Genomic DNA, 18,460 nt, shown 5'->3' on the forward strand with positions numbered 1-18,460 from the left:
CCCCTTAAGCTGAGGTTTAAATACCTGCACCATCATGTAAACTTTGCTTGTGGGAATGTTTAGCTTTACTTTCATAGCGGGATATTTCATCAAAATCAACTTGCGGTAGGCTCTCAAAGCCAGGTTTTGCAAACAAATAGCCCTGCATCAGGTCAATACCAGAATCGCGCAACCAGAGCATTTCTTCGATGGTTTCTACGCCTTCGGCTAACGAGGTAATGTTAAGCTCAGCAAACAAGTTGACACAATTTTTAATAATAGCTTGTCGGGTACTATCCTGGTCGATATTACGAATAAGCTTCATATCAAATTTGATGATGTTGGTTTGAAAATCAGCCAATAATCCCAAACCGGCATAGCCAGAACCAAAATCGTCTAGTGCGGTGATAAATCCTGATTTCTTATAATACTCAACAATACCCTTAACAAATTCTGTATCGCTGATGTTCTCATTTTCAGTAAATTCAAACATGATTCTATTGGTTGGAAAACCATACTCTTTCGCGGCTTCTAAGGTGGTTCGAATACAGCGCTCAGGTTTATAAATGGCATTGGGAAGAAAGTTGATACTAAGCATGGAGTCTAGTTTGAGCTTAGCAGCCAGTGCGATGGCTTTCACTCGGCAAAGCTGGTCAAATAAATAACGATTATCATCATTGACTTGCTCGATAACGGAAAAAGCAGATTCATTTTGTAAACCGCGAACTAATGCTTCATAGCCAAATATAGTATTGGTTTTACAGTTAATAATTGGCTGAAAAGCCATGGTGAAATCAAAATCAAGGCTGCTTTTATCAAAACATTTATTACAAGAAAATCTGTCATAAATTATCGGCTTTGTTTCCATTATCGCAACCTCACTAAATATAACGCCCGCTTAAGCTATGCAGTAACGCAACCTAGGTTTTGCTTGACGTCGTACTGATTAAAGTACAAATGCAGCAGGTTACAAATTAACTTAAAGTGTTCGTTGAATTAAGCCGCTATGCGGCAAGAAGAAGATAAACACATCTTCATTGTGTCGTAGTCAATATTGTAACTATCGACTTAATTAATATTGTCTAACTGTGCCTATTAATACCAAAGTATCATAACGATATTAACGATACAGTCATCAAAACAACATCTTACCAACTTAAACCGGTAAGGCAAGCCAGCAGTAAATATCGCTGGATATTATTTTGTATTTAAGTGTAACCGGTTAAATTAGCCTCAATATCACGGTCAAAAAACATAATACGCCCACTATTATCGATCTAAAAACAGCCTCAAACTTATCCTAGACCATATTAAGCGGTAAATTGATTAATCGCACCCGCCCACAAAGCCAACAGCCTTGATAATACGGGTTCAATAATAAGCAAACATTAGGCAAAAAGTACGCTGAGTAGCCACACATTCAAGCTGCCAGATATTAGAATGGCAGTTGCTCACCGTTAAAATTGTAAAACTCACCCGTGTTAGCAATCGATAACTGGTTAATCACCTTTATAATCCCCAATGCAGAATCGTTAACTTTAACCCGTGCAGCGCTGCCGCCCATGTCAGTTTGAACCCAGCCAGGATGAACCGATACCACAGCAACATTATCATCAACAAGTTCTTGAGATAAATTCACCGCGAGCATATTGGCAGCGGCTTTAGACATTCGGTAACCATACCAATCAACGCCTTGTGGTTCTGTTAATGATCCTTTGGACGATGAGATAATAGCGATTTTACATAAACGTGTTTTGTTCAATAGGGATAATAAACAATGGATTAAAAATAATGGCCCGAGCGCATTCACTTTAAAGCACATTTCAGCATCAGCATAATCGATAGCATGAATACTGTGATTATCGCGATCCAAATAGCCCGCATTATTAATGATTAAATCAATACTAATATTTTGCTGGCAAAGATTATTGGCTAAACGGTGAATGGTATCTGGGCATGTGATATCCATTGATTCAATCAATAATTTATCAGCAAACTGCGCCTGTAACGACATTAGCTCAGTCGTTGTGGCATCATCGCGACAGGTCGCAATAACCCGACAGCCGTTAATAAGGTATTGCTCAGTTAAGGCCAAACCAATGCCTCTATTTGCACCTGTAATTAATACCACTTGGTTATTCATTTAACACCTCAAAATATATCCTTATACGCAGCACTGCTGATAAATATGCTATATAAGTTATTGATTAATATCATTCTAAATTATAGCGGTTTGGACGTTGCAGCAATGCTTAATGTATTGAGCGCGGCGGCTATTTTATTCATAACCTTATCGCAGCCTGTAATGTTATGACGCTGCTTAAGGTACTGCGGATTGTTATACGACAGCCAAACCTTATTATCGGCGTCTTCACTGATCAATGCCTTTTGGGGCAAGTCAATTGCCGCCAGTTGGTTACACTGCATTAATTGAGTGCCAATGTTCGGGTTGCCAAACACAATCACTTCAGTTGGTCTTAGCGTTAAATTAACCCCTGCCGCATTTTTCTGATGATCTATTCTGGCAAAAACCGTAAACCCTTTATCTTTTATGATCGACTCAAACCTATCAGCAGTTTCTTTGGCCGAGTAATGGCTTTCAACAGTAATGAGGTTTTCTAGCGCCAGGGCATGAGTTGAGGCTATCAAGGTGATAAGGGCTAAGGAAATATTTTTAATCATAAAGTTACCTATTAGTTATGTTTGATCACTCGTGAGATGGCAGCCTAAACTCGGACAAACAAACAGGTTAACAACATGGTGAGAAGTACTTATCTCAGCCTTCATTCTTCACGAGTGATATTAATATGAGCTAAATTTAGGTTAAGTAACTGAGCTATTTATCAGCGTGGCGCTAATTTTACTGCGGTACCAAAAGCCATTATTTCCGACGACCCATCCATAATGGCGCTTGTTGTAAAGCGGATACCCACAATCGCATCGGCATCTTTTTCAGCTGCACTGGCAACTAAGCGCTCAATGGCGACATCTCTGGCATCACTTAACATTTCGGTGTAACCGCGGATTTCACCGCCGACAATGCTTTTTAAACCAGCCATAATATCTCGGCCAATATGTTTAGATTGAACAACATTACCCGTTACAATGCCGACAATCTCGATAATATCCCGACCAGGAATGGTTTCTGTTGTGGTATAAATCATAAATCCTCCATAAACAATTGCGCTTAAACCACTGTACTGTGAACAGGGTTAAATAGACATTCAATGAGCGATACTTAAAAGGGCCCCCCAAATACACCGGCTTACTCTTTAGGTGCATATCGTCATAAACAGCCGTAACGTATACGATCCATTAAGTGCTGGTGGCCGTACTAAGCCACTTAATCGGTTCTTAATGGACCACTTAATAGAAGAGTAAAATAAACTCGGTGATTATGCAGTGCTTTTAATTTAATCTGTTTAGCCTTATTTTGATTAAATAAGCATTTAAATGAATAAAGGTTAAAAATTTACCGAGTGTAATACTTTTATTTTTGCATAAAGCTGAATAAAAATGCTTATCGCATACTGGTGGATGAGGTTGCGCCAAGGAGACTTTTACCACCATTAGCTTTTTTATTGCACGGTTGATGGCGTTAAACATGGCATAATTACCCACTGAGTTCAGCATTCATTTTTTGTAAATGTATTTATAATCGCTTTCGTGTAATAGAGGTTTGTTTGGCTTCACATCATTCATTATTAAATCATCAGCGTCATTTTGAGCGCATTGGTCCCGATTATCGCAATGGTGATTCGGTGAGCTTTTTAGATATCAAGCACACCTTTGGTTTACAGCACATAAGAGTGGGCAAATGGGTTAATCGCGAGGAGTCGGCATTAGCGGCTAACTTGATATTTGATTCATTAGCCGATCTGGCCAATATACTCTGCGTACCACCAGAGCTAATTGGTTTGCGCGGCAGTTTACGATTTGCCTTTGGTCATGGCGGCCAAAAGGGCGTGCAGGCACACTATTCACCAGCATATCGAGAACTGGCGTTAGCCAAAAATGCCGGCGCAGGGTCGTTAGCTCATGAGTTTTGGCATGCGTTCGATCATTACATAACCGACAAAATGTTTGTTGATGACACTCTACTGAGCCAAGATGGGTACATGAGTCCGGCTAACCGGTATGCATGTGCTACCGACCATTGGCTTGCAGACAAAGCATTAGTTGCTCATCCACTGAACCAACAATTATCTAAGCTATTTGAAATCACTTTTTTAAACACCAATGGCCAAGAGCCACACGAGTATGTGAGACGGTCAATCGCGTTAGATAAACTGCAAGCTTGTCATTACTTTGCCAAACCAACCGAATTGATGGCGCGCGCATTCGAAGCCAGTATTGAAATGTACTCACAGGCTAATGCCGAAATATCTAATCCATACCTAGTTAACAGCACGATTAACTCACCATTAGCCAAACATGGTGCTTACCCAGATACCCAACACCGCCGTGAAATCTATCAAGCACTATTGGCCTATTTTGAACCCTTAGGGTTAGCGTTTGATAAACACAGTCGGGACAGTCAGCCAGCGCTTAATGTATAGCCTTGTTATAGATAAAAAGACTTGAACCATAATGATTGAACGAATCAACATGTTTCTAAGATCTGACTGTCTATCTGTTAGATATAAAAAAGGCCTAGCGTTTAAGGTAGGCCTTGGTATTTGATTGCTAAAGCTATCCAAGCCAATAGGGCTGCGACATAACCAATAGCGGTTAGCTAATGCCTTAACGCTTTTTGTACACAACGCCATTTTTCATAACAAAAGTGACGTTTTCCATCAAGCTAATGTTATCTAGCGGATTGCCATCAACAGCGATAATGTCAGCCAAGAATCCGGCTTTAATTTGACCTAAGTTGTCTTGTTTTATCAAGGCGGCACTGTTAATGGTTGCAGCCTGAAGCGCTTGAACAGGCGTCATACCATAGGTGACCATGCGTGAAAATTGTTTACCATTGTCTCCATGGGGATAAATAGCTGCATCTGAACCAAACACCATCTTAGCGCCTGCCTTAACGGCTTTTCTAAAGCTGTCACGCTGGGCTTGCGACACCTGCTTTTCTTTATTGATATTGGCTTCTGGTACGCCGTTAGCAGCACCATAGGCGAGGGTGTATTCGGTGTTATAAATATCGCAAGACAAGTAAGTGCCTGCTTTTATTGCCATCTTAATGGCTTCATCGTCCATAAAACTACAATGCTCAATACTATCGATACCCGCGCGTATAGCATCTTTAATGCCACTAGTGCCATGTGCATGGGCGGCGATAACAAGACCGCGCATATGCGCTTCATCTGCGGCAGATTTAAGTTCTTCGTAAGTCATTTGTTGCGCACCGACTTGAGTACCTTTAGAAAAAACTCCGCCAGTGGCACAGACTTTAATCGCATTGGCACCGTATTTTATGTTTTCACGTACTTTGGTGCGCACTTCCAAAGGACCGTCGGCAACACCTTGAGCTTTAGCATGGGCTTCTGGAGCAGGAAAGTTATCATCGCAATGACCGCCGGTGATACCAATTGCATGGCCTACGGCCCAAATACGTGGACCAGGAATATCGCCAGCATCTATTCCATCTCGGGTAGCAATCACTGAATAGCCAGATGCACCTAAGTCTCGCACTGTGGTAAAGCCTGCGAGCAAGGTTTTCTGAGCATTTTTAACCGCTTTAACAGTTTGCCTTGGTACTGAATAATTCATCGACTCTAAAAAATTATCTTCAGCATCGCCAGATAAATGCACATGCATGTCCATCACACCAGGCACCAGCGTTTTACCTTTAAGATCAATCAAGCTGTAATCGGCTTTATTCGTAATGTTTGCCGCGGTGGTAACCTTAACGATGTGATTGTTAGAGATAATTATCGCTGCATTATCAACGCTTTTTCCTTTAGCTACATCGATATAGGCATCGGCCAAAATCAAGGTGTCTTGGGCAAACGCCGGAGTAATAAAAGTGGTACATAAGCTCAGGCTAAGTGTGAGTTGAATTGCACTAATCTTGTTTCTTTTTAGAGGAATGGCCATTGGTAAAATCCTTTGTTGTTATTATTATGCATTTCATTATTAATTGAACGAATAAGGGTCAGAACTGAGGTTAGCGGTGCAAAAAATCAATGGTGAGGGCTAAATTATATTAACCACTTGTTAAATTTAATCGTAGCTATTTTATGTATCAATTTGTATTAGCTGATAGTTATCGGGTGAGCGGTTTTAGCATAATGAAGCGAGTGTTAATGCTGAGATAAAACCCATAAAAAAGCCACTCGCGAGTGGCTTGATAAAGAGTAATTTATTACTAAAAATCTATTATTTATACCAAATCAGACTTATCCAGAACCTGCTTCAATCTCGCAAAGGTCTGCATTGAGTCATTTGCTAGTATTGGTGAGTACGCTGGATTATGGGCATTAAGTTGATACTGACCATTAGTGAGTTTATTCACTTTACGCAATAAATATTGGTTATTACCTGTATCATCTTGGATTTCAATCGCGATGATTTTACCGGTAATCGAACCAGCATTGAGTGCTGTTATGCGCTCTAATAACAATAAATCACCGTCTTCAATTGGATTTTTACCGCCATTCATTGAGTTACCACTGGCAGGGGCAATAAAGTAAATCGATGGATCGAGTTTACTAAAGGTCGAGTTTAGCGTCAGTGTGTCACTATTGTCGTCAGTACCCGTTTTGAAATGACCGCAGGCAATTTTGAGATCTGGGTAATAACTAAGAGATGTCTGTTCATCCTTTGTCACTCCAATGGGAAGCGTAACCACATTCGATTGTATTGTTTTGCTGGTTGGTGCTGGCGTAGAAGATGATTGGCGTTGGCTGTAACGCGCTAACAATAATTCGCTTAATTCTCTCATCGCGGAAGACATCACTGCAATATCATCAACTTTTACATCTATATTGGCTTGTAACCGATCATCTTTTACAACAAACCAAGATTGCGTATCTGATTTATCTTGTTTGCATAAAAAAGTAATTGGGTTGGCTAACCAATACTTGTGCCATTTTGGTGAGCGGGCATCAATTTGCTGCAGATCGGCTTTAACATCTTGAATCCACAATTTTGGATAACGTTTAAATATCTGCCAACTCTTAAGGCATACCGCTTCAATTGTGGGTGGATGACTTAATCCATTCAGCTCAACAAATGCTTCGAGTAATATTGCTTTAAAGCATTTGGTCATTGTTGCCTTTTCAACGCCAAGACTTAGAAATGACAAATAGGGCGTTAACGAATGTAATGCGTTGTCTTGCTTTTCTTGGCTTAATACCAATTCAAACCAACTACCATTTTGCTTGGTCATTTTACTCCAAACATAACCACTGTAATAAAATTCTGTGGCAGTAGGGCGGTGACCTAAATCATCTTTGAGTAATTGGTACTGTTGATCAGCTTTAGTGTAATCAAGTTTTAACTGTTGCCAAAAGTCGATTAATTCGGGGTCGATATTGATTAAGCACTTAGAATCGATTTGAGGTGTGTTAAGACGCTTAATCGCTTCATTGGCGTTCGCTGTTTGCAATAACGCCATTGGCCGATTTAAAAAGCTGATGTGATTACCGATGAAATCGATAACAGACACAGAGGTTTTATGAGTTTCGGGAGATGTACGTAATCCACGACCTAACTGTTGTAAAAAGAGAATTTTAGATTCAGTCGGTCGTAAGATTAAGATAGTGTCTATTGAGGGTAAATCTGTACCTTCATTAAACAAATCAACTGAAAATATTACCTCTATTTCACCAGCGTTTAATTGGCTAAGTGCTTCACCGCGTCTAACTTCTGAGCCGCTATGCACCGACACAGCTTTAATACCACGGGCAGAAAACCATTGAGCCATAAAGTCGGCATGAGCTTTAGAGACGCAAAATGCCAAGGTACGTTGCTGCTTATGTGTCTGCCAATGAGCAAACACATGTTTAGCGCGCTTTTGGGTAGCAAACAGATTGACTAATTGTTGCGGATCAAACTTACCATTACGCCATGGCAGCTCTCGGTAATCGACCGTTTCGTCTTTAATACCTTGGTAATGAAAGGGGACTAAAATACCCGATTCAATTCCGTCGATAATGTTTCTTTCAAACACCAAATTGTTATCACATAACGATAAAATATCAGCTTGATCCGTGCGCTCTGGCGTGGCGGTTAACCCGAGTAAAAACTGCGGGGTAAAGTGATTGAGTAATAACTGATAACTGACGGCGCCAGCATGATGAAATTCATCAACGATCACATAGTCGAAATGAGTTTTATCAAGTTTATTAAGGTATTCCGGTTTGCCTAAAGTTTGAATCGATGCAAATACAATGTCAGCATCAACGACCTTAGCGTTGGCATTAAAGTGACCTGTGGTACTTTGAGGTAATAAGGTCCTAAAAGTCCGTTCTGCTTGAATTAATATCTCTTCTCTATGAGCAACAAACAGCACTTTTTTAGCCTTGAATTGCAATACATCAAATGCAGCTAACCATGTTTTACCCATACCCGTGGCTAATACAACCAGTCCTTTGGATTGCTTGGCTAAACGTGTGTCAGCTAATGCAATTAAGGCTTCTGCTTGGGCTGAGTTAGGTACTGGTTCTTCTGGCTCTACTTCATTAACGATGGCTAAAGGCGGTTTACACAATTTACGCTGTTGGGCATAGTTGTTGATGAATACATCACTGAGCTCGATTGCCTGCGAATGATTGAAAATCTGCAAGAATTGTTGGCGGATATGGTTAAATTCTTTAGGATCTTGATTCGGCAATAAATCATGGCGTAAGCACCATTCAAATGCGTGGGTGAATGCCGCTTTACTGATGTTATTTGAGCCAATAAAAGCGCTACCTATATCTGCTAGTCCGCTTTGTTGTTGGACGAAAATATAGGTTTTCATATGAAAGCTTTGATTACGTTTACAGATAAAGATTTTGGTTTTTGCACCGCGAGATTGCAAAATCATTAAGTGTCGTAATGCAACCGGATCGGTAATCAAAAGATAGTCTGAGGTAACGATTGAAATGCTTGCATCGCGCTCTAGCGCATCAGATAAAGCATCAAAAATTAAATTTAGCCCAGATTGCTGAATAAATGACACCGATATTTCAATATGAGTCGCACGATTAATCGCTTGCCGCAATTTGGGTAAAAATGGATCATCCAAACCACCACTGATTAATACAGGTCCTTCTGCTAACTTCATTGTTACATCTCTATTGGGTGATTTTAATTAATATTGCATTGAGCCATTGCTCACTGTCACGGCCAGGGCGAACATCAGTAGTTATCCAAGTACGTTCAATGTCTAAAGAGGTTTGGCTGAGCCATTGATGTAATCGAACTTCGTTGGCATCGCTAAAGAATCGGCCATTATAATTGCGTTCTTGGTCGCCATACTTAAATGAGCAATAAAATACGCCACCTTTAACCAAAGTATTAGCCAAAATATTAAAGGTGTTGGGTAGGGCGTTAACCTCAACGTGTAGAAGAGATGCACAAGCCCAAATACCGTCAAACTCAAGCGCAGTGTCTATTTCATCGAAGGTACAAACCGCCACATTTTGACCTATATATTCAGATGCCGCTTTGGCTAATTCCGTACTGGCATCAATTGATGTGACATTGAAACCCAAATCGATAAAGGCTTTACTGTCTCGGCCAGAACCACAACCTGCATCTAACACACGTGCTTTTGCAGGCAAATGGCTGATAAAAGGTTGGTATAACCCACTGACGTCAGCATTTACGGTTGAGTCAAAAAAATCTTGTGAATTTGTGTCATAAAATTCTATGGTAGACATAACTAACCCTATGATTTACATGGCTTGATTCTAACTTATCACCGATAGCCTTCTCAAGTGTTTCATTCTATAGAAAACCCATTAAGCTAGATTAATAATCCACTTGCCTAATCACCGCAATCGCCGTTTCATTGCGGCCTTTTTTAGACGGGACACGATGGCCGGTGTCGGCATTGGTTTTCATGGTTTGTATGAATTGATTCATTTGTGGGCCAATGCTGATGTGTATCGGTCGATGTTTACCGTAATAGTACAGGCGGTCAAATTTCAGATTTTCGCACATCCACTGCGCCACCAGTTGCATATCAATCGGTTTATCATCCTTGTTGCTCACTAGGGTAAAGTCGCAGGCGGCTCCTAAGCGATCGCAGATGATTTTTTGATTTTGGTTGAGTTCGTGCGAGCAATGTTGATCAAGTTTTGGCGCAATATGCGGATTGCGATTTTTAGCAATCTTTCTGACAAGCTCAGGCGAACAAAAACCATAAGTCAGTGCTATGGGTCCAAATTGATCGACGATTGGATCAAGTATTTGAGTGGCTAACAAACTGAGTGCGCGCCAAGTGTCGGGTTGCAGTGGCAAATTTTCTATTTGATGTTCGATAGCCGTAGTCCCGCAGTTTATTAAATCTGCGTAGGTAAAAAAGCGACTCGCTTTGCCATTGATATTATAGGTAAACAATCAACATCCGTTATCTGGGTTCATTTGGGGTAACAATACCGCTTATTGATTACGCTGACCAGATTGAACTGCAATCGTGATGATAAATGGGTAAAATAGCCGTCATCGAATTAATGTATCGATAAATGTGTTGCTGGCATTGCCATGATGTATTGAAGGCAAAATGCTGGCGAAAAAATACATTGAATTGCTGTTTATCACTCAATTGAAGGTTCAGGCCCAAAAGCCTTGGTATGATGACTGGCGTAACAGATTTTTTATGTCTAATGTTTATAGTCTAAGGTTTATAGGTGCTAGCAAAGTGGCGTTTGACTAGACAGTGCTTCAATATCCCATCAAATCGACTTTTACCCTGCAAGAATTGATAAGTAATAAGGTGAGAAGTAAGCCTATGCGATTAAGAATTTTATTACTTTTACTTATTTATTTTCAAGCGTATTTTGCCTATGGGCAAAAAGCAACGTCATCATGTTATGAGCCGATTAACGTTGGTTTTAATAGTTGGGCGCCGTATTCTTGGTTGGATAGCGCCGGTAAACCCGTTGGGCTCGATGTTGATATGCTCACTATTGTGGCGGACAACTTAGGTTGTAAGTTAAATTTTATCGATATGCCCGTAAAGCGAGCCCACAGAATGTTACAAGAAGGCACCTTGGATATTATGATGGGCGCAAGTTATAGACCCGAGAGAGAAGCCTATGCTGATTTCTCAGTACCATACCGTGACGAAGAAATTAAGTTATTTGTAAAATCTGATTTAGCACCACAGATCAAGATTGACACATGGCAGGATATATTTAGTCAAAAGCTCGTCCTCCTTGCGCCCGTTTTTGGTTGGTACGGGGCTGATTTTTTAGCATCAGAACAAGCGTTAATCAAGCAAAAACTATTAATTTTCAGTCGTAATGCCACCCAATCAATTCGCATGCTGGGTTACGGTAGAGGCGATGTTGTCATTGGCGATTCTATTGCCGTACCTTATATAGCAACTCAGATTGAAAGGATTTCTGTTACAGAATTACCGCTGGTATTAGACCATAATCAAATTCACTTTCTGGTCAGTAAAAAAACCACTAACCCAGAGTTAATAACAGGCATTAACCAATCGATTAAACGTTTATCCAGTCGGGGAGAGCTAGCGCAAGTGATTGTTAAATGGCAGCAAATATCGATAGCTAAAACACAAGAAACGTCTGGTAAAGTGCCTTTGTGATGATACTTTTCAGCTGATTTATGCTTAGTGCTTTTATTGTCCTAAAAACAAATAAGGTTATCTAAAGAAGTGATTTTTATTAATCGCTTATTCATTGCGCGTATTCATTTCACTTATCTATAACGCTTAAGTTAGTGGAAGTGTCGTATGCGAGTTGTACGCGGGTTTTATCAGCCCAGAATAAGTACAACCTTGAGCTTATAACTTTTGCGACAGTGAGGCTAATGCGTCGAGTGCTTGCTCAAAATCGAGCATCTCAACGGTATCATGCAGACTAGCTAAGTCTTGTTGCAGTAACATCTTATCCGATAGCATATTTTGTAGGCGTAAAGTGACGTCGAGTGCGTTGAGATTACCGTCTATTAGATGCTGTTTAAGTTCTGCTAGGGTCGAGGTTAACTCTGCGCTTGAATAGTCTTCTGCAGGTGCCGGTGTATCTGTTACAGATGAATTTAGTAATAGGCTATGAATACTTGAAAGCTCAGCTTGCGCCACAGCACGAACATGCGCTACCAGTTCTTCGCATACAAGATCAAGGTTAGCAGCATTTTCATCATAAGCTTGTTTAAGCTTTTTTTCGCCGTCTAATAGGGCTAAATGCAGAGATGACAAGCCGGTGGATCCTGAACTACCTTTTAGGGTATGAATAATGACCAGAATGTCCTTGGTATTGTTATCTAAGATCATCTGATCAAGATTTTGCAGCTGTTGTTGTAAATTTGTTTCAAAAATATGTATTAAGCGCCGATAAAATAGTTCGTTGCCTGCAAAGGGGGCAAGTAAATTTTCGAGCGTTTTATTTGCTGATGTTGAACTTAAGTGATTAGCGCTATTTGAGGCAGTTTGTGCAACCGAGTGCGGATTACTAGGATTTTTGTTCGCTTTCATCTCTTTACTCTCGGTTTATGATGGCTTGGCTGATACGCTACCAAAAAGATAATAGCAGTTTAATTACAACAGTGATATTGGATGAACTATACCTATAGACACGAGTGCTTTATTGTAATCAATAGGGTTATTCAACAACTTAGTTTGCTACAACATCATTTATAAGATTATATTAGCAAATCAAATTAGCCAAATTTGGGTTTTACTCACCAAAACGGAGCCGGCATGCCGCTAGACAAAATTTTACACGTAGAAGATGATGAGTCGATTCGAGTTATCGTTGAAATGGCTCTGGTTGATATCTCAGGTCTTACCTTGGTGTCTTGTGAGGGTGGGCATGAGGCGATTAGTCAACTGGCGCACTTTACACCCGATTTAATATTGTTAGATGCCATGATGCCAGGTATGGATGGTTTGCAAACCCTGCACGAAATTCGTAAAAATGCACATTGCGTTAACATTCCGGTGGTATTTATGACCGCCAGAATTCAGCATACTGAAAAACAGGAATATTTAGATGCCGGCGCTGTTGACGTTATTGAGAAACCCTTTGATGCCATGAGTCTTGGCGATTCACTAGAGCGTATTTATCAAGCCCATCTTGCTTCAGCAAAAATCAACCATCCGGAGTAACTGATGCAAGCTCCCGTAACACCGATTTTCGAACAACTAAGACTCTTAGCGTTACACAATACTGGCCTGTTAGACACGGCTCCAGAGCAACGTTTTGATCGCCTAACTCATTTAGCTAAACTTTGCCTTGGCACCGAAATAGTGCTGATTTCATTGGTGGATGCTAAGCGGCAATGGTTTAAATCCAAACAAGGTCTAGCGGCCTGTGAGACGAGTAGAGATATTTCATTTTGTGGTCATACGATTTTAGCCGAATCTATTTTTGAAATCCACGACGCCCAGCTCGACAGCCGCTTTGCAGATAATCCATTGGTTACCGGCGCGCCATTTATTCGCTTTTATGCTGGTGTTCCGTTAGAGATTAACGGTGAGCGCATTGGCACACTTTGCTTTATTGACAGCCAACCTCGGCAGTTTACCGATAAAGAGCGCCAAATTGCTTTTGAGTTTGGCAAGAGCGTTGAGCAAGAAATTCAAGACCGATTACAAGAGCAGTCAAATGAGCTATTAGCGGCAAGTGAGCTAATGTATCGGTCGGTGCTTGAAGGGACCAGAATTGGTACTTGGCAATGGAATATACAAACCGGTGAAACTGTTTTTAACGAGCGTTGGGCAGAAATGATTGGTTATCAGCTTGCTGAGCTTGAGCCCATTTCTATCGACACCTGGTTAGCTGTGACTCATCCCGATGATTTAGACCACGCCAAGGCGGCATTAGAGGATCATTTTAATGGGTTAAGCCCATTTTATGATGTTAATTTCCGCATGCAACATAAACAGGGGCATTTTATATGGGTGCATGACAGAGGCCGAGTGATTTCATACTCAGACGATGGTAAGCCTCTGATGATGTACGGCACCCATGCAGATATCACCAAACAACATGATAACGAACTAGCATTACGACAAAGTCGAGATCAGTTTAAAACCTTAGTGACTAATATACCTGGGGTAACTTACCGATGTCATCATGATGAGCATTGGTCCATGCTGTATATGAGCGATCATATTTATGCTCTTTCAGGCTACCTCGCCAGCGATTTCATTGATAACTCTCAACGCAGTTTCGTGAGCATCATTCATCCCGAAGACAGAGATTTATTAATTCAAACAGTTGAAAAAGCAGTGCTTAACCATGCCAGTTGGGTACTCAATTTCCGTATTTTGCATCAAAATGGTTCGGTTCTATGGGCTGAAGGTCGCGGCGCTGCGGAATATGATAGTCGTGGGGCTATTAAATACCTAGATGGTTTTATTTTAGATATTAGCAAAGAGAAAAAACTTCAAGATCAATTACATAAACTCACACAGCAGTTGCCAGGGGTTTTGTATCAGTTTCAGTTATGGCCCGACGGTCACAGTGCATTTCCTTATGCCAGTTCTGCCATCGAAGACATTTATGGTGTAAAACCCGAAGACGTGCAAACGGATGCGTCCACCGCGTTTGCCAAAATTTACCCTGAAGATTTGCCGGCGGTAGCCAAGAGTATTGAAGATTCAGCGCAACAACTCACGCTGTGGGAACAGGAATATCGGGTTTACAGGGATAATAATACCTTAGTGTGGTTATCCGGCAGTGCTTCGCCAGAAACCATGCCCGATGGCAGTATTTTGTGGCATGGATACATTCAAGATATTACCCAAACGAAAGAACATTACCTCAAACTTGAAGATCTCAATTTGCAATTGAATGTTGCTCAGCAAAGCCTTGATTTAGCTAGCGAGCAAGCTCAAATTGGTTATTGGCATGCGTCATTAAAACAGGGCACCTTATGGTGGTCGCCTATCATTTACCAAATATTTGGTTTTGACACCCATGACATCGTTCCCAGTGTGACCTTGCTTAAAAGTGCCGTTCATCCAGATGATATTGATAAAGTGGATAAAAGCGAGCAGCAGGCTCGTTTAACAGGCATTCATAATGTGGTTCACCGAATTATTCGACCTAATGGTGAAGTTCGTTGGGTGCATCAGTTAGGGCAATTAGTTGCCGAGGATAAAAATCCTGATCAGATAATAATCGGCTCAGTACAAGACGTTACCGATAGGATGCAATTACAACAAGTTAAAGATGACTTTATCTCAACAGTAAGTCATGAGCTGCGTACGCCATTAACATCGATTTTTGGTGCCTTAAATTTATTGCAGTCTGGTAAGTTGGTTACCTTACCCGCAAAAGCGGACAAGCTGATTGAAATTGCCAGCAGCAACTGTAAGCAGCTTAGCCGTTTGATCAATGACTTATTGGATATTGAAAAACTCGCGGCTGGGAAGATGTTGTTTGAAATGAAACGCTTAAATGTTGTGCCTCTATTACAAAGAGCCATTGACGATCATCAACCCTATGCTGACTTACATCAAATCACCCTGGCATTGCAATTAAACCACGCAATGGATGAGATCCTTGTCTATGTCGATGAGCATCGTTTATTACAAATCTTGACTAACTTTCTGTCCAATGCGGTTAAGTTTTCACCGACAGCGGGAAGTGTCACTCTGTCTACCACACTGATTGGTAATCAGGTTGAGATTGCTGTGCAAGATCAAGGTGATGGTATTCCTGAAGATTTTCAGAGCAAAATTTTTGAACGTTTTTCTCAAGCAGACGCCAGTAGCTCTAAGGCCAAAGGCGGTACAGGTTTAGGTTTAGCGCTGTGTAAGGAGCTGACTGAAGCAATGAATGGCAGTATTGGCTACAGTTCAACACCCGGTTATGGTGCTAGGTTTTATATTCGCTTACCCATCTCTGTTTAAGGCTCAGGCTCAAGGATTCTTTGAGCTTGAACAGTCGATAACAAGTTCTATTCGCTGTGCCAGTTTCAGCTAAGCAAAAGGGTCAGAGTACTTTATAGCGTAATCTGACCCTTTGCTGTAGCTTCAAACTTGTTGCCAACTGGCTTCACACTGACATAATCAACTACAAGCCTTGCTGATACTGAGCATTGGTTGCAATGGTGACCAGCTGATTAAGCTCAATTTTGGCTTGTGTGACACCTTTAAGCACGTTTTCAAAGTGATTAACCAGTTGTACTTTATCAATTTCAGCTTTTGAACCAGAACCAATATTGGTTAAGTCGATAAAGAATTCATCAAACAAGTAGGATAAGTCTTCAACCGCTTCGATGTTTAAGAACTGCTCGTGGTTGTAAATACTTGGGTAGCCGCCTTTTTGCTTGTCTACCGCAAAGGATATGCCTTTTACGTTAGTGATCGTCGTGGCTTTTTCGCATTTCAACATACAGCCATCTTCAATGCTGGGCTTATTACAACCCACTGTTTGTTGGAAAAAACATTGTCTGCTGGTCATCATCAAAATCGGGTGATAAATGCTATACAGCAGTTTAAAGTTTTCTGGTCTGGCAATATTTTTAATTTGATTACGGTTAATCTCGTTAGAGATAAACGCGCCTGCGCAATTGAGCTGCTCTTGCAGGGTAAGTAAAGCATAAGAGTTGGTGGTGTTTAAAAATGGTCCTGCAATCCACTCAATGCCCATTTCATAAGCTTTAAACGCGACACCGGTATTGTTTGTGACAATACGCTTAGGCTTAACCACTTCTAACACTCTTACCGCTTCAAGATAATCTTTGCCAATAAGCACAGCTGGAAACCAAGGGATGAGTCTTGGGTTACGCAAAAATATGTCGATGTACTTGTTATCATTCTTCTTAAAGCTTTCTGGCAGCTTAAAGTAGATATCGGCCTGGGTAACATCACACAAGTTAACGTCTTTTTCATCGCTGATAAGCAAAGACAGGGTTGGCGTTTCAGTGACTTTTGGGTGTTTAGGTAACTTAGGCAAGGTTACAGCGCCTATGTATTCTCGTTGAGTTAGTTGTAACAGTAATTCATTTTTAAGCTGGGTTAATTGGCTAAACGGCAGGCTTAAGTCAGCATCTAAGCCGTCAAAATTGAATGCTTGTAACTGGTAGCCACTGCTTTTTAAGCTTTTAAAGCGCTTTTCGATTGCCGCTTCATCAACGCGAGATTCAGTGGCTTTAGTTAAGGTCAGTGTCGAGTTAATGACAAAGTGTTGCTCTGGAGTGCTAACCGCTATTGATAACGGCTGCGCCACTTTACCGGAAAATGCCAGTGACAGTGTTGGTTTTGCAATACTTAAGTGATTAATTTTTTCTGCAACTAGCTGCACAATCGCGTCTTTTTCAGACGACAATGTTTGTTGTGCTTCTTGAATTTGCACCACAGATATGGCATTACTTTTGTCGTTAGCATGCTTAAAACTGTTATCGCGCGGGTTATCGATAAACATGTCTTTAGTGAGATTACCCTTTAAAAATGAGTTGGTAAAATCACGATTAAATACCCGGTGTAAATTAGAGTCATCGGCTAGCAGTTTGCCGGTATCGATAAATTTATCAATTTGCTTGCGCCAGCTGTCCACTACAGTGTGGACATATTGAGCGCCTTTAATACGGCCTTCAATTTTAAGTGAATCAACACCCGCATCGACCAGTTCAGGTAAGTCAAAATAGGCTGAGTTGTCTTTTAAATTGAGCGGAAACTTATTGCCCGCGGCAGTAATTTCGTATTCGTCACGACAGGCCTGGCTACAACGGCCACGGTTACCCGAATTACCGACACTGACTGAGCTTGAATAGCACTGGCCAGAGAAAGCAATACACAGCGCACCGTGAACAAACACTTCGGTCAGCACGTCGTGATCGTGGGCTAGGGTGGTGAGGCTTTTTATTTCGCCAAGGTTTAACTCGCGCGATAAATTAACGCGTGTGGCGCCAATTTTAGCTAAAAAGCCTATTTGACCTTCATTGTGGGTTGTCAGCTGGGTTGAGGCATGAATGGCTAAGCTAGGGAAATGCTTGCTGACCAAATTAAACAGACCTAGGTCTTGCACGATAATGCCGTCGATGCCGGTATTAACCAACTGATTGAGCAACTTAACCAATGTTGGAATTTCGTTCTCAAGAATAACAATATTCATGGTGAGAAACACTTCACATTGGTATTGATGAGCAAGTGCGATAACACCAATTAAGTCATCGAAGGATAAGTTGGCTGCTCGGTTACGGGCGTTGAAGGTATCTAAGCCACAATAAACGGCGTTAGCACCGGCTATAATCGCAGCTTTAATCGCATCGACATCTCCACCTGGCGCCAATAATTCGATTTTTCTATTCATGATATTTTCGCTTTGTTAAGTCGTTAGTTATAAATTTTATAAGCCGATTTTACGTGTATCTGCAACGGATTACTATTAATTAGCGAATG

14 protein-coding genes are annotated in these 18,460 nt (G+C 41.0%); 4 read left to right on the top strand and 10 right to left on the bottom strand.

The window, feature by feature from the left end; all coding sequences use genetic code 11:
* Positions 1 to 16: 16 nt before the first annotated feature.
* The 4 genes from H5123_RS05720 to H5123_RS05735 form a co-directional block, all read right to left on the bottom strand.
* On the bottom strand, positions 17 to 847 hold the full coding sequence (locus tag H5123_RS05720) for an EAL domain-containing protein (RefSeq protein WP_182697297.1): 831 nt from the start codon (positions 845 to 847) through the stop codon (positions 17 to 19).
* Positions 848 to 1,414: 567 nt separating this feature from the next.
* Positions 1,415 to 2,122, bottom strand: coding sequence for an SDR family oxidoreductase (locus H5123_RS05725; protein ID WP_182697298.1), 708 nt, complete (start codon positions 2,120 to 2,122; stop codon positions 1,415 to 1,417).
* Between the two features lie 80 nt (positions 2,123 to 2,202).
* Complete coding sequence (locus tag H5123_RS05730) at positions 2,203 to 2,661, bottom strand: DUF302 domain-containing protein (RefSeq protein ID WP_182697299.1); 459 nt, start codon at positions 2,659 to 2,661, stop codon at positions 2,203 to 2,205.
* A 161-nt stretch (positions 2,662 to 2,822) separates the two neighbouring features.
* Positions 2,823 to 3,143: a heavy metal-binding domain-containing protein gene (locus H5123_RS05735; protein WP_124014792.1), complete on the bottom strand. Its 321-nt coding sequence runs from the start codon at positions 3,141 to 3,143 to the stop codon at positions 2,823 to 2,825.
* A 519-nt stretch (positions 3,144 to 3,662) separates the two neighbouring features.
* Here H5123_RS05735 and H5123_RS05740 point away from each other — a divergent pair.
* Entirely contained in the window at positions 3,663 to 4,538 is an 876-nt protein-coding gene (locus H5123_RS05740) for a CLCA_X family protein (protein WP_182697300.1), read from the top strand.
* Between the two features lie 184 nt (positions 4,539 to 4,722).
* On the opposite strand, the gene H5123_RS05745 is transcribed toward H5123_RS05740, so the two are convergent.
* The 4 genes from H5123_RS05745 to H5123_RS05760 all read right to left on the bottom strand — a co-directional run bounded on the left by H5123_RS05745 (position 4,723) and on the right by H5123_RS05760 (position 10,479).
* Entirely contained in the window at positions 4,723 to 6,024 is a 1,302-nt protein-coding gene (locus H5123_RS05745) for an amidohydrolase family protein (protein WP_182697301.1), read from the bottom strand.
* 286 nt (positions 6,025 to 6,310) lie between these two features.
* On the bottom strand, positions 6,311 to 9,199 hold the full coding sequence (locus tag H5123_RS05750; RefSeq protein WP_182697302.1) for a DEAD/DEAH box helicase family protein: 2,889 nt from the start codon (positions 9,197 to 9,199) through the stop codon (positions 6,311 to 6,313).
* 10 nt (positions 9,200 to 9,209) lie between these two features.
* On the bottom strand, positions 9,210 to 9,797 hold the full coding sequence (locus tag H5123_RS05755; RefSeq protein ID WP_182697303.1) for a bifunctional 2-polyprenyl-6-hydroxyphenol methylase/3-demethylubiquinol 3-O-methyltransferase UbiG: 588 nt from the start codon (positions 9,795 to 9,797) through the stop codon (positions 9,210 to 9,212).
* 91 nt (positions 9,798 to 9,888) lie between these two features.
* On the bottom strand, positions 9,889 to 10,479 hold the full coding sequence (locus H5123_RS05760; protein ID WP_182697304.1) for a hypothetical protein: 591 nt from the start codon (positions 10,477 to 10,479) through the stop codon (positions 9,889 to 9,891).
* Between the two features lie 391 nt (positions 10,480 to 10,870).
* On the opposite strand from H5123_RS05760, the gene H5123_RS05765 reads away from it, so the two are divergent.
* Positions 10,871 to 11,692 (top strand): ABC transporter substrate-binding protein, encoded by an 822-nt coding sequence (locus H5123_RS05765; protein WP_182697305.1) that lies wholly within the window; start codon positions 10,871 to 10,873, stop codon positions 11,690 to 11,692.
* A 198-nt stretch (positions 11,693 to 11,890) separates the two neighbouring features.
* Here the strand turns inward: H5123_RS05765 and H5123_RS05770 are convergent, their stop codons facing one another.
* The gene (locus H5123_RS05770) at positions 11,891 to 12,580 is read right to left on the bottom strand and encodes an Hpt domain-containing protein (RefSeq protein ID WP_182697306.1); all 690 of its coding nucleotides are present in this window, start codon (positions 12,578 to 12,580) and stop codon (positions 11,891 to 11,893) included.
* A 225-nt stretch (positions 12,581 to 12,805) separates the two neighbouring features.
* On the opposite strand from H5123_RS05770, the gene H5123_RS05775 reads away from it, so the two are divergent.
* Positions 12,806 to 13,213 carry a response regulator gene (locus H5123_RS05775; protein WP_182697307.1) on the top strand — a complete coding sequence of 136 codons (408 nt, stop codon included), beginning with the start codon at positions 12,806 to 12,808 and terminating at the stop codon, positions 13,211 to 13,213.
* Positions 13,214 to 13,216: 3 nt separating this feature from the next.
* Positions 13,217 to 15,967 (top strand): PAS domain-containing protein, encoded by a 2,751-nt coding sequence (locus H5123_RS05780; protein WP_182697308.1) that lies wholly within the window; start codon positions 13,217 to 13,219, stop codon positions 15,965 to 15,967.
* Positions 15,968 to 16,130: 163 nt separating this feature from the next.
* Here the strand turns inward: H5123_RS05780 and H5123_RS05785 are convergent, their stop codons facing one another.
* Positions 16,131 to 18,371 carry a peptidase U32 family protein gene (locus H5123_RS05785; RefSeq protein WP_182697309.1) on the bottom strand — a complete coding sequence of 747 codons (2,241 nt, stop codon included), beginning with the start codon at positions 18,369 to 18,371 and terminating at the stop codon, positions 16,131 to 16,133.
* Positions 18,372 to 18,460 lie beyond the last annotated feature (89 nt).

The organism is Shewanella sp. SR43-4 (genome assembly GCF_014163845.1).
Taxonomy (GTDB): Bacteria; Pseudomonadota; Gammaproteobacteria; order Enterobacterales; family Shewanellaceae; genus Shewanella; species Shewanella vesiculosa.